A 13,000-nucleotide genomic window follows, 5' to 3' on the forward strand; every position below is an offset into this window, starting at 1 on the left:
GCTCGTTCTCCAGCCTCGTGGGCATCGTCCTCACACCGCTGCTGGCCGGACTGGTGCTGCACGGCGCCGGCGCCGGTTTTTCGGCGCACTCCCTGGTCTCGGTCGCCTGCCAGCTCCTTCTCCCGTTCGTGGCCGGGCAGTTGCTGCGGCGATGGATAACGGGGTTCCTCGCGCGACACCGGAAGGTCCTCGGCCGTGTGGACCGCGGCTCGATCCTGCTGGTCGTCTACGCCGCGTTCAGCGCCGGGATGGTCCAGGGCATCTGGCACCAGGTCTCCCCGCTGCGGCTGCTGTGCCTCCTGGGCGTGGAGGCGGTGCTGCTGACGGCGATGCTGACCGTCACCTCGTACGGTTCGAGGCTGCTGGGCTTCCCGCGGGCGGACCGGATCGCGATCACCTTCGCCGGTTCGAAGAAGAGCCTGGCCGCCGGGCTCCCGATGGCCGGCGTCCTCTTCGGCGCCCAGGCCGGGCTGGCGGTGCTGCCGCTGATGCTGTTCCACCAGATGCAGTTGATGGTGTGCGCGGTCCTCGCGAAGCGGTACGCGGCACAGGCGAACGCGGAGGAGCACGTGAAGGACGCCAAGGACGCACAGGACGTGACGGCCAACAGGACCGCGAACGGGACGCAGACCGAGCCGGGGAACGGCGTAGAAGGAGAAAGCGAGGAGAGGAACGGCACGACCGACGAGACGGCGAACGAGGCGGACGCCGTCCCCCACTTCCGGTAAGCGCGCTCAGCCCGGTTCGCCACTGCCCCCAGCTCCCACGCCGTGCAGTCGTTGCGGTCGCCAGGCTCCACGGCCGGCCCTGGCGAACCGGGTCCGCACCCTCCCTTCGCAGCGCAGTGGTCGACTTACTGAACCGACGCGAGCCCGGCCGGTGAACAGGACCACCCAGGACGGCTGCGATGCCGTGGTCCCGCCGGATACAACGAAATCGGCTCACCCGCGACCGGCGGTTACGGGACAGTCTTAGTTCCACGAATACGACCAGCTGGTCCCCGGCGGGCCTGCGCAGCAACTCGCCAACAAGCACACCGGCCTCAAGCACCGCGTTCAGCAGCTGACGATCCTTTCGGCAATCGACAAAGTCGACGACCGTCGTGCATCGCGGCCTCGGCGCCAGGACACTGGCAGCGCTCAATCTCCGGTACGGTCGACCCCGTTCAGGCTATATGGCCTTCACGCGATTCTCTCCAGTTCTCCCGGAATTAACATGGGATTCATGAATTCCGATGCGATGGCACATCAGTTGCGTTAAGTCTGTCCTAAAGTCGACCCGAGAAATACTCATGGACGACGATTCCAGACGTGTGCGTGTGCCATGGTGGGGATTCCTCAACAAGGAGGTTTCATGAAGTACGGACATCGACTCCGCGAGGAAATCACGCAGGACGGCACTACTCCGTTGATCGGCGTCTTCGACATGTTCTCCGCCTCAGTCGCGGCCCAGCACTACGACGGCATGTTCGTCTCCGGCTTCGGCTTCGCCGCCTCACACTACGGCCTGCCGGACATCGGATTCATCGCCTGGCCGGACATCGTCGCCTTCGTACAGCGGCTCCGGCTGGCTTTCCCCGAGCAGCATCTGCTCGTCGACATCGACGACGGTTACGTCGACCCTGAGACGGCCTGCCATGTCGTCCAGCAGCTGGAGGCGATCGGCGCATCGGGGGTCATCCTCGAAGACCAGCAAAGACCCCGACGCTGCGGCCATGTCGACGGCAAACAGGTGCTGCCGCTGGACACCTATCTGGAAAAGCTCGACATGGTCCTCGCCGCCCGCCGCGACCTGGTCGTCGTCGCGCGGACCGACGCCACAGAGGAGGCCGAGATCCTGCGCCGCGCCGAGGCGCTGGCGGCCTCGGACGCTGACGTCATTCTCGTCGACGGGGTCCGCAGCGTGGACTGGATACGCAAGGTCCGTAACGTCATCGGGGACAAACCACTCCTGTTCAACCAGATAGCGGGCGGCAAGTCGCCGCGACTGTCGCTGCCGGAGCTCGGCGAACTCGGTGTGAATGTGGCGATCTACAGCACTCCGTGCCTGTTCGCCGCCCAGACCGCGATTGACCGGGCGCTGGTGGACCTGAGGAAGGCAGACGGCCGACTCCCCGAATTCACCGCGGAGAGCGTGGGGGTGGCCGAGTCCCTGGCCCTGCTGGAGAAGAACATCAGCAGACACCACAAACCGGCGGACACCACTGCCGAATTGGCCGTCGGCTGACGGCAGAGGCATCGGCGCAGGGGCTCCGGGCGTGCCCGGGGCCCCTGTGTCATCACCACGACGAGCGGCCCGGTCGACAGCACCTGCCAGGAACCACGGCCTGGGAAGTCTTCGCGGGGACCACCGCCGGGCGCCGCGCACTCCGAGGGCCGCCTGAGCAGACCGAACGAGTCCGGCACTCGCGGTCCGGCCTGCTCGCACGCCCGATCTGCTGACAACTTCGCCCGCTGCCAGTCCGCTTGGAGGAGTTCGTCAGGAACACCTCTCGCCGTCACAGCATCCGGTGCGCATGCTCCAGCACGCACAACGCTTGCGCCAGCGAGTCAACCGTGCCGAGATCGCCGCCAGCTCCTCCGTGGCCACCAGCTGCTCGATCCCCGCCCCCATCGCGGCGAGCGTCTCCACCCTCGGCAGCGTCTTCAACTTCCCCTTCGCACCCTCCCCTTCCCGCTCCCCGCGGGCCGGCAGCTCCGTCGCCACCAGGACCTCCAGCAGGCCCGTCGCGTCCTCCACCGCCCGCGTCGTCGGCTACGCCACGGTGGCCGGCACCGTCGGCAGCCGCTAGGGGTGGCCGTGCCGGCGAATCAGCGCTTCGCCCGCCGCTGGCAGTGTCCGGCACATCTCCGCCCTTCTAGGTGGGATTGGTTCGGTGTACGGTGAAAGCGAAGCCATCATGACCGAATCGCGTGAATCCCCCGAGACTCACTCGGCCGTGCTGGCCTTCCCGTGAGCTGCCCCACAGGGGGCGATTCAGCGAGCCAGGAACCCTGGAGCGATGTTGCACACGATCGTTACGTGCGCGTTCGAGCTTGAGGTCCGGCGTGCGCGGCAGAGCGCCCTACTCCAGCGCAGCATGCGCCACGCAGCAGCTCTGCGGCCAGCGCGAGCGGTTGGTCCGGGAGACATCACGATGGCGATGGTTATCGGGTCCCGGTGATGATGCTCCGGACAAGTTCCCTCACCCTCAGCAGAGACGCCGCCGAGCCGATCAATCAGCGGTGCCGAATTACGCTGTCGAGAACACGGGGCCGGTGCTTTCCGATTCAACAGCACCGCCGGCAGCGATGTACCGCGGTGCGGGCGTCAAGGTCGGGTGGGATCTCCCACTCGCGCCCTCCCGCCCGGACCGGTCCGTACAGCGGCTCGCCTCCAAGGTAATTGCACAGAGGTCATATCCCACGCGACGGGCCACGCTCCCGGTGCGGCTGTGACCATCAAGATCACGCAGCCCGACGGCGACTTGAGCGTTACGGTGCGCAACGCCCCGCCGACCGAACCAGGCATATCTCAGTCCGACAGCGGCCACGGGCTCGGGTGGCTGCGGCGGAAAAACCGGGAAAGTGAGGAAGGCGGGAGGGATATCCATGCCGGTTCGGACACCCAGGGTGACTTCACTCTCACAGTCACTTTTCCGGACGGAAACCGCGAGGACAAATGAGGCAGATATGTGCGGTGTGAGCATCTGTGGTGACGACCAACGAGGACAGGACACCGTTTCTTCAACGACAGGCGCAGCGAGCACGAGGGGGGCAGATGATCGAAGTAGTGATTGCCGACGACGAAGACCTGATACTCAGCGGGATTCGCGCCATCCTGGAAGCATCCGATGGGATCAAGGTAGTCGGGGAGGCCCGAGACGGCAGGGAAGCCGTGTCACTGTGCGAGCAATTGCGTCCGCACGTCGCGCTCCTGGACGCACACATGCCCGGCTGCGACGGCTTCGCCGCGACCCGACGCCTCATGGCGGAGCAGGACCCGCCGCGCATCATCATCCTGACAGCATTCGGCAAGGACGAGAACTTTTTTCAGGCCATGGAAGCCGGAGCCTCCGGTTTTCTCTTGAAGGATCTGAATCCGGCGCAACTGGTGCAAGCGGTCTTCACCACCGCGGTCGGTGACACGGTCCTGTCCTCGGGCATCGCGAAGAAGGTCTTCTCCAGGTCGATCGTGGGCCGAGGGATGCCTTCCGAGGATTCGCGGAACGCCCTGTCGAAGTTCGGTCGTCGCGAGCGGGAAGTGCTGGCGCTGCTGGGGCAGGGAATGAGCAACCTCAGAATTTCCAGAGAACTCCACATGAGTGAATCCAGCGTCAAGACGTACGTCTCCCGCATACTGACCAAACTCCAACTGGAAAACCGGACCCAGGCCGCGCTTCTGGCAGTTGAGCTCAGACTCTCCAACGGCATGAGGTGAGCCCTGTCCCGTCCTCCAGCCGTCGAGAGGTGGCCTCATGCCCCCACACCCGTGACGACCACACGACGTCAGCCTCCCATCGAAGCCTCTGCGCCGGCAGCCGACGCGGGAATCATCCTCGCCCTCTCCGCCCGCTCTTCCCGAAGCCGCGCCACGGCCAAGGGACCCACCACATGACGCAAAGCAGCCCTTGCGTCATCCTCCCCACGCCCACCGGCCACTACCATCGGATCGTTGCCCGGTATCGGGCAACGGACCGGGAACGGCCGGCAGTTCGGAGGGGGCGATGCCGTGCCGACGGCATTACGCGACGTTGTCAGGTACGCCGTTGAGCACGCGGCGCCCGAGGAACTGCCGCTGCTCGACGGTCTGGCCGAACTCGACGACGTCCACGCGGAGCGCGCGCTGACGACCCGCAGTCGGGCTCGTGAACGGCTCGGGTTCGGCCTCACCGAAGCGGTCGCGCTGGTCACTCCCGTGCTGTGGACGGTGCTGTCGGAGGCCGGTCGCCACGCCGTGGGACTGGCCGTCGACGGTGCCGTGGACCGGCTGCGGAACCGGCTGCGTCGGCGGCGCGCCGACCCGGCGGGCGCCGCTCGGTTGACGCTCCCGCCGATGCCGCCGGAGCGCATCGAGGAAATCCGGCACACGGTCCGCGAACGGTGCCTGGCCGCGGGGGTGAACCGGGCCCGGGCGGTGGCGGTCGCCGATGCCGTCGCGGTGCGCCTGGCGATGGACGAACTGCGCGGCAGCCGGGAAGACGGGGGTCCGGAGCAACCGGGTCCGGCGCGATGAGCGGCGCCGCCGACGCCAGTGCCGTGGTCGGCGGCCACGCCGTCGCCGGCCCCGATCGCCGGGTGCTCGTATCGGGCACCACACTCCGCTTCGGCCTGCTCGCCCTGCTGGTGGCCACCAGCAGCATCCAACTCCTCTGGCTGGCGGCGCCCCAGCCCCCCGTGCACGGCGCGGCCAACGCCACGTACACCTGCCTGTACGCCGTCGGCGAGAATCCGCCCCCGGGCCACTTCACCTCCATCCGCATCGTGGCGAACGAGGCCCGCTGGCAGGCGTACAGCGCCTGTGTCCAGCGGTTCTCCGCCTCGCCGTGGCCGTGGGTGGTCGGCGGCACCGTCCTGGTGTTCGCCGCGGCCTTGCTCGTCCACTGGTGGACCCCGGCCTGGAAGATCCGGCGCGGCCGCCTCGTCCCGATTCGGGACGGCAGCGAACTGGCCGGTGACGTGGCCTCGTTGGCACGGCGCGCGGGGCTGGCCGGACGGGTCACCTTCGTGATCCGGCCCGCGGCCGTCACGGCGAGCGGCGTCGCCTTCGGACGCTGGGGCCGGTCGACCGTCTGTCTGAACGCCGGGCTCATCGCCCTCCGCCGGCAGGATCCGGCCGTCTTCCGCACCGTGGTGCTCCACGAATTGGCACACGTCCGCAACCGCGACGTCGACATCGCCTACGCCACCGAGGCACTGTGGCGCGCCTTCGCAGTGCTGATACTGGTGCCGTACACCGTGCTGTGCCTGGTTCCGGCCCCACTGCTGGGCAGGCCGGCCAGCGCGGTGACGCTCTGGCAGCAGCAGTGGGACGTGGGGCTGCGCGGCTTGGTGCGGCCGGCCGTCCTCCTGGCGCTGGTCCTGCTCGCGCGGGCCGATGTGCTACGGACCCGTGAGCTGTACGCCGACCTCGACGCGGCCCGTTGGGGAGGGGAGCTGCCACAACCCGGAGCGGGGAGCCGGCCGGCGCGGGGCCCGCGTGCCGTACTGCGGAGCGCGGCGTCGCTGTGGCGCTCCCACCCGACGTGGGCGCAGCGGGCGAGCGCTCTGCACGACCCCGCCCCGTTGTTCGGCGCCCAGCCCGTCATGCTGTTCCTCAACGCGCTGGCCGCGATGGAAGTCGTGACGGCGCTGTACCCGCTGAGCAACGGCACGACGGGGCCGGGCTCTTGGCGCTCCGCCCCCGCCTGGCTCGTCGCGGCCGTGATCACCGGCATCACCGGCGTCGCCCTGTGGCGGTCGGTGACGCACGCGGTGCTGACCGGGCGGCACGGCCCCTCGGGGCTGGGCGCCGGTTGTTGGCTGGGCGCCGGGCTGGTGGCGGGCGAGTTGCTGACCTTCCGTTCGTCGGCGGACGGCTGGCTGCCGGCCCGGCCCTGGCTGCTGTTGCTGCTGGTCGCGGCGGGCGCCGTACTGTGCTGGTGGGCGAGCCTGTGCGCCGAGTTGTGGCTGGTCCGCTGCCGGGGCCGAACACCGCGCTGGACGCTGCTGGGCGGACTTGCCGCGTTCCTGCTGGTCTTCGGTGCCTGGTTCACGTTGTGGAACCAGATCGGTTCGCTGTATCTGCTCGGCCTGTCCACGCTCGGCGACGCCGCCGCACGCCTGGAGCACTCACTGGGCACCACCCCGGACAGTCTCGGCATCGGTCAACTCCATGCGATCTTCCCGGTCTTCGACGTCGCCCTCCAACTCGTCGCCAGCGCGCCCCTGGCGGCGCTCGGCGGTGCCGTGCTGTGGCTGTACCCCCTGCTTGCCTGGGCGCGCCGCCCTGTCACCGGCGTCCCGGCCTGGGTGAGTTCGGCCCTGGGTGGGGCGGCGGCGGTGGACGCCTGGCCGCCCGCCCCCGAACTCCCCCCTCTGCGAGGGGTGTTGGCCCGCGGCGTGGCGGGCGGGGCGCTCACCGTGTGCGCACTGGCGGTCCTGGCCTGGTGGCTGCACCCGGACCATCCGCGGTCGGGCGGGGCGACGTGGGTCGTGGTCGTCTCCCTGTTGATCGCCTTCACCATCAGCGCCGCGGCCGCGTTGCATGCCGCCCTGGTGTACGGGGGTGCGCCCGCGCACCGTCTGCCCGTCGCACTGGTGGCCGCGGGGATCAGCACCCTGGTCGGACTGTGCGGCGCGTTCGTGCTGCTCAGCACCGATGGGTGCGTACGGCAGCGGTCGCTGTTCGTCGAGAACTGCGGTTGGGCGACGGCCCCGGCGTGGGGGCTGACCCACTCGATCACCGCCCCGCTCGTCCTGGGCATCGGCTTCTATCCCACGCTGTTCGCGGCGTTGGCCGGTGCGGGACCATGGCATCGATGGCTGGAGCCGTGGCGGGCCCGCAGGAAGGCGTCGGGAAGGCCGCCCGCCACCACTCCCCACCTCCCCAACCCGCTTGCCGCGGCTCCCCACTTCCCCACTCCCCCGCCCGCCCCTCCCCCACCGACGCGAACACGGGGCCGCGCCGCCGCTCACCTCCTCGGAAGTGGCGTGCTGTGCCTGTTGGGTGTGCTGGTGGCACGCGGCATACTGCATGCCACTCGCCCCGACCACCCGCCGTTCTCCTGGATCCAGCACACCCAGGAAGTCGTCGCGCTCGGGCTGCTGGTGCCCTTCCTGCTGGCGTGGTGGACGGCAACCCGCCGATACCGCCCGGCAGCCGCCGTGGCCGTTGCCGCCGGTGGGCTGCTGCTCGGCCTCGCCGCGGCCTTCGTTCTCCAGGCAGCGGACGGCTGCGCCGGCAATCCCCACACCCTCACCCGCACCTGCCGATGGTCGCCCGGCACCAGCTGGTTCCTCACCAGCGCGGTCCTGCTCCCCACCCTCGTAGCGCTGATCACCTGGGCACTGGCGCTCGTCGGCCTGCTGCGCACCTGCCTGGTCCGGTGGCGACGGCGGCGTACGGGAAGGCCGGCTCCCTCCCCGTCCCCTGGCCCGTTGTGGCGGCACCGCACGGCGATCGCGGCGCTCTGCGCGGTCTCGATGACGGCGCTCAGCGGAATGTACCCGGTCGCCGATTCACCTACGTACCAGAGCACCACGGCCCCAGCGCCCCTCCCCCCTGCGCTCTCCGCCGCCGGCCCCCGCCCCGACGACGTGGACGTCGCTGTGTGGTGGGTGACCGTCGGCAGCCCGCTGACCCATTCCCTCGACGTCGACCGCGTGGGCGTGGTCGCCGCCCTGCGGGAGTTCGGCCGGCGGGTCGATCCGGCCTCGCTGAAGGCATTGGGCAGCGCCTGTGACCGGTGGGCCGCGGACGCCCGCCACGCGCTCTCGGCCCGTCCCGCTCCGAATCCCCCGATGGCGAACGCCTGGCAACAGGCAGCCCGGTCGGCCCGGGACGGCGGAACCCTCTGCCGCCGAAGCGTCGACCGTCTCGACACGAACGCCCTCCGCACGGCCCTGGCTGACATGGTCCAGCAGGTCGGCCACACCGACACCTTCTACCGCCTGCTGGCGCCCTTCCTCCGACGCATGACCTGGACGTCCCCGCCCGGAGACGAGCACCGGGGAAGCCGTTAGGCGTGGTGGAGAACCGCGCTCGCCGCAGGATGCGCGTGCCGACAGCAGAACTCTGCCGCTGCCGCACGGCAGTTCGGCTCACGCACACGGTCGTACAGCCCGCTTGCCCGTTGTAGACGACCTCCGGGTGCGAGAAGGCGCCAGGGGAGGAGGCGGAGTTCGGCTGCGGACGCTGCCGGCTATGCCGGGCCACGGGCGCCGTCCGAGCCACCAGGGAATCACAGCCCCGAGGAGGGCACGCTCCGACTCCCTGGGGATCTACGGTCGCAGGTTCACTTCGGCTCCCTTGACGAGATCGCGCCGCACCTGCCACTCGGCAGCGTCGTGGCCAGCCCACCTTCGCTCGCGAGGAGAGCCCCAGCGAGCCGGAGGCGGCAACTGGATGACGGCGTATCACCTCCGCCTGCGCGGAGAAGGGGTTCTTGCCCAGGCTGACGCTGCCCCTGTCACCGCGCACACCCAAGGATTCACCAAGAACGCCCGGCGAGTGGCCAAGTCTGCGGGAGCCTCGGCGCGGGAATCAGTCACGGTGCGGGAAAGGCGTAGTGGCTGGATCTATCGGTGGCCGGTTCGGTGGTGTGGCGTGGAGCGGACGCCCGGCGGGGCTGGCGGGGGACGAAGGCGGGTGTACTCCCGCCGGGCCAACCGGCCGCCCGCGCCTTTACTGCGATTTTCCGGTCGAGCGAGTCGGTTTTATTGCGGCCATCGACGGACTCATTACAAGCCATTTCGCGATGGCGCAGGGCGAGGCGGTCCACGGTCGATATCGCGCCGCATCCGGGTAAAATCACGAGATGGATACGGGCTCGCGGCTGTGTCGTAGATCACCATTGACCCCTCGAAGTGGCGTGTGCGACCGTCTCCATTGCCGAGTGCCATCACACGCCATTTCTCGGCACCCGCAAGCGGGTTCATGGTTTGGTAATCGTTGAACTGTCTGCATCTTGCTGGATCTTTCAGAATTCACGGGGGAGTCATGATCACGCGCTCTGGCCTTTCTCTCTACTCTCTTTCGGACATCGTTGCCGAACAAAGCGATGTGCCCAGCGAAATTCGGGATTCCCTGACGTTGGTCGCGAACTGGAGTTGCGAATTCCTGATACCGGGCCACCAGGAGTTAGGTCGTACGGGTCCCGTCTGCCCGTACACCAAACCGTCGATGAACAAGGGACACTTCTGGTACGCCTGCCCGGACGTCGGCGCGGAACCGTCCGCCGTCGCGGATACCGTGCTCAAGTACCTGGAATGGCATCAGAAGATGGCGTCCGGGATCGATGAGCACGAACGGCAGTTCCTCACCTTTCTCATTGTGCTGCCAGCCGTCGACACGGATTCCCCCGACGCCCTGGACGACATTCAGCTCCGCCTCAAAGGGGAATTCGTCAAACAGGGCATCATGGTGGGCCAGTTCCATCCGAAGTGCGACCAACCCGGTCTGTGGAACGAGGATTTCCGACCGCTCCGCTCACCGGTTCCGCTACTGGCGATCCGGTACATGGTCCCCTTCGACCTGCCGTTCCTCGTGGGACAGCAGCAGCACCTGGAAGCGTACCTGAGCAACTTCGCGCCGGAGATTCCGGCGCGCGTACGTGCCTATCTCGCGGAATTGGCTGCTGCGACGCCGGCGTGAATCGAGTTCGGGACGCCTCTGTGGGGGATCGGACAGCTCTGTGAGAGATGAGGCCGGTATGGGTGTGAATTTTCGGGCGGCTCTGGGGGACGTTTCCCCCTATCAGGCCGGAAGCAATGGTGAAGGAGAGGCCCGCCGGGGGCGGGTGGAAAAGGTCCTGCTCGCACAGAACGAAGACGCCTACGGGCCGGTGCCAGCGGCGCAGCGTGCCATCCAGGAAGAGGCCGCGCGTGGTCACCGGTATCCGGAAGCGGGGTTCGCGGTCCTGAAGCGGCAGATCGCCGCTCACCATCGGATATCGGAGGACAACATCTTCCCGGCGGCCGGGAGTTGCGCGGTGTTCCACTACCTGTCGCTGTGTCTGCTGGACCCCGGCGACGAGGTTGTCTTCTGCTCTCCCACGTTCAGTGCCTACCGGCTGGAAGCGCTGAAAATGGGCGCGGTCCCGGTATCCGTTCCGCTGGACGCCGAGGGCGCCTACGACCCGGCGGGCCTCCTTGCGGCCATCACGGACCGCACGAAGATCGTCTACGTGGCGAATCCCAACAATCCCACCGGTGGTCTCGTCACCCGTGCCTCCCTTTCCGCTTTCCTGGACGCCGTACCCGGACATGTCCTCACGGTCATCGACGAGGCGTACTTCGACTACGTGGACGATCCCGCATACCCCGACTCCATCGTCGAGTTCTTCTCCGAGGAACGGCCGGTCGTGGTGACCCGCACCTTCTCGAAGATCTTCGGGCTGGCCGGTCTCCGGGTCGGCTACGGCGTGCTGCCGGCGGATATCGCGCGGAAGCTGTCGAAGGTCCAAATGCCCTTTGAGATCAACAGGTTCGCGGTGGCGGCTGCCACCGCCACCCTCCAGGCGGATCCGGCAGAAATCCGGCGCCGGCGTGAGGCTACGGCGGAAGGCCGGCTGCGGCTGGTCGGGGAACTCACCGCCGCGGGGTATCCGCCCCTCCCCGCCAGCGCCAACTTCCTCCAGGTTCCGGTCGGGGACGCGGCCGCGGTGGCGCATGATCTGGCGGAGCTGGGAGTCCTGGTCCGTCCCCTGGGATCGTGGGGGCAGCCGGACGCCATACGGGTCACCGTCGGAACGGCCGAGGAGACAACCCGTTTCCTCGATGCCTTCCGGTCGGTCATGGCGACCGGCCGTACGTCGTGACGGCGGCCACCACACCCCCGGAGGGGACGCAAGGCACCGGACCGGCTCGGCTGACTTACCCCAAAGCGCATTACATCGGCGGGAGTTGGTGCCCACCAGACGACAGCCTGCAGACCCTGACGCTGGTGAATCCGGCGGACGGAACGGCCCTGGGCGGCATTCCCGCATGCTCGGTGGTCGAGGTCGACCGTGCCGTGGACGCCGCCGCTGAGGCGCTGCGATCCTGGTCGGACACGGCCTGGGACGAGCGCGCCCGGTTGCTGCTACGGATGGCCGACGAACTCGATGCCCGCGCCGACCGGATGGCACGGGACATCACACACGAGATGGGGGCGCCCCTCACGGAGAGCCGCCGCATCCAGGTCCCGCTGGGTATCCGGACCTTCCGGCGCACCGCGGAGATCCTGAGCGGGATCTCCCCGCGGGAGGAGTTGGACTCCACCGTGGTGCATCGCACCGGGGTCGGCGTGGTCGGCTGCCTCACCCCATGGAACTACCCCCTCTACCTCGTGGCGACCAAGGTCGCCCCCGCACTCGCCGCCGGCTGCACCGTAGTGATCAAACCCAGCGAGCTGGCGCCGGGCAGCGCCCTCCACCTGGCCGAGGTGGCTCACCGGGCCGGTCTCCCCCCGGGCGTGGTCAACGTCGTCCTGGGCGACGGCCCGACCACCGGCCGGGCGCTGGCGGAACACCGCCGCCTGGACGCCCTGTCGTTCACGGGCTCCGCCGCCGTCGGCCGGCAGGTCGCGGCCTGGGCCGGCGCCGCCCTGACACGCGTCACCCTGGAACTGGGCGGCAAGTCCCCCAGCGTGCTGCTGCCCGACGCCGACCTGGAGCCCGCGGTGACCGCCACCGTACAAAAGGCATTCCAGAACGCCGGGCAGACCTGTGCTGCGCTGACCCGCCTCCTGGTGCCGCGCGTACGGCTCGGGGACGTGGCGGACCTCGCGAGCGGCTGCGCCCGGCGCTACGTACCCGGCCTGCCGGCCGATCCCGGCACGGTACTGGGGCCACTCGCCTCGGAAACCCAACGCGCCAGGGTCGTCGGCTACATCCGCAGCGGCACGGAACAGGGCGCCCGGCTGGTCACGGGCGGGCCGGACAGGGTCGACGGCCTGGAAGCGGGGGCTTACGTCCGCCCCACGGTGTTCACCGACGTCCCCCCGGACGCGGCCATAGCGACTGAGGAGATCTTCGGTCCCGTGCTGTCCCTGATCCCGTACGACACCGAGGACGAGGCCGCACGGATCGCCGATGGTGTCGGATCCGGCCTCTCGGCCGCCGTCTGGTCCCGCGACGAGGAACGCGCGCAGCGGCTGGCCCGGGGGCTGCGGGTCGGCAGCGTCTCGCTCAACGGGGCGCCCACCCACCCCGACGCGCCGTTCGGCGGCTTCAAGGAGTCGGGGTTCGGGCGGGAGCGGGGCCGGGCAGGAATCGAGGAATTCTGGACCACGCAGGCAGTGCACCGAACGACCCAGCGTGACTAGGACGAGCGAAAGGAAG

The 13,000-nt window shown here is 69.0% G+C and carries 10 protein-coding genes; all 10 read left to right on the plus strand.

Annotated elements, in window-relative coordinates; all coding sequences use genetic code 11:
• Positions 1-728, plus strand: a 728-nt coding sequence (locus ACO1BR_RS37040) for a bile acid:sodium symporter family protein (RefSeq protein ID WP_426799505.1), incomplete at its 5' end; no start/stop codon positions are given.
• A 625-nt stretch (positions 729-1,353) separates the two neighbouring features.
• Positions 1,354-2,226 carry an isocitrate lyase/PEP mutase family protein gene (locus ACO1BR_RS37045; protein ID WP_426799506.1) on the plus strand — a complete coding sequence of 291 codons (873 nt, stop codon included), beginning with the start codon at positions 1,354-1,356 and terminating at the stop codon, positions 2,224-2,226.
• A 310-nt stretch (positions 2,227-2,536) separates the two neighbouring features.
• Positions 2,537-2,791, plus strand: a complete 255-nt coding sequence (locus ACO1BR_RS37050; RefSeq protein ID WP_426799507.1) for a hypothetical protein — start codon at positions 2,537-2,539, stop codon at positions 2,789-2,791.
• A gap of 642 nt (positions 2,792-3,433) precedes the next feature.
• Positions 3,434-3,664 carry a hypothetical protein gene (locus ACO1BR_RS37055; RefSeq protein ID WP_426799508.1) on the plus strand — a complete coding sequence of 77 codons (231 nt, stop codon included), beginning with the start codon at positions 3,434-3,436 and terminating at the stop codon, positions 3,662-3,664.
• A gap of 95 nt (positions 3,665-3,759) precedes the next feature.
• A complete protein-coding gene (locus ACO1BR_RS37060) occupies positions 3,760-4,419 on the plus strand; it encodes a response regulator (RefSeq protein WP_426799509.1) in 660 nt (219 codons plus the stop codon).
• Between the two features lie 291 nt (positions 4,420-4,710).
• Positions 4,711-5,214, plus strand: a complete 504-nt coding sequence (locus ACO1BR_RS37065; protein WP_426799510.1) for a hypothetical protein — start codon at positions 4,711-4,713, stop codon at positions 5,212-5,214.
• Positions 5,211-8,702: a M48 family metalloprotease gene (locus ACO1BR_RS37070; RefSeq protein WP_426799511.1), complete on the plus strand. Its 3,492-nt coding sequence runs from the start codon at positions 5,211-5,213 to the stop codon at positions 8,700-8,702. The genes ACO1BR_RS37065 and ACO1BR_RS37070 overlap by 4 nt, the downstream gene beginning before the upstream one ends.
• A 976-nt stretch (positions 8,703-9,678) precedes the next feature.
• Positions 9,679-10,332 (plus strand): DUF6875 domain-containing protein, encoded by a 654-nt coding sequence (locus tag ACO1BR_RS37075; protein WP_426799512.1) that lies wholly within the window; start codon positions 9,679-9,681, stop codon positions 10,330-10,332.
• A 58-nt stretch (positions 10,333-10,390) separates the two neighbouring features.
• On the plus strand, positions 10,391-11,497 hold the full coding sequence (hisC, locus tag ACO1BR_RS37080; protein ID WP_426799513.1) for a histidinol-phosphate transaminase: 1,107 nt from the start codon (positions 10,391-10,393) through the stop codon (positions 11,495-11,497).
• Between the two features lie 107 nt (positions 11,498-11,604).
• On the plus strand, positions 11,605-12,984 hold the full coding sequence (locus tag ACO1BR_RS37085) for an aldehyde dehydrogenase family protein (RefSeq protein ID WP_426799539.1): 1,380 nt from the start codon (positions 11,605-11,607) through the stop codon (positions 12,982-12,984).
• Positions 12,985-13,000 lie beyond the last annotated feature (16 nt).

Origin of the sequence: Streptomyces sp. YGL11-2 (assembly GCF_050054615.1) — a bacterium.
GTDB lineage: Bacteria > Actinomycetota > Actinomycetes > Streptomycetales > Streptomycetaceae > Streptomyces.

Coding starts and splice junctions, on each gene's coding strand:
- ACO1BR_RS37075 (WP_426799512.1), top strand. CDS start 9,679: ATGATCACGCGCTCTGGCCTTTCTCTCTACTCTCTTTCGGACATCGTT.
- hisC (WP_426799513.1), top strand. CDS start 10,391: ATGGGTGTGAATTTTCGGGCGGCTCTGGGGGACGTTTCCCCCTATCAG.
- ACO1BR_RS37070 (WP_426799511.1), top strand. CDS start 5,211: ATGAGCGGCGCCGCCGACGCCAGTGCCGTGGTCGGCGGCCACGCCGTC.
- ACO1BR_RS37045 (WP_426799506.1), top strand. CDS start 1,354: ATGAAGTACGGACATCGACTCCGCGAGGAAATCACGCAGGACGGCACT.
- ACO1BR_RS37060 (WP_426799509.1), top strand. CDS start 3,760: ATGATCGAAGTAGTGATTGCCGACGACGAAGACCTGATACTCAGCGGG.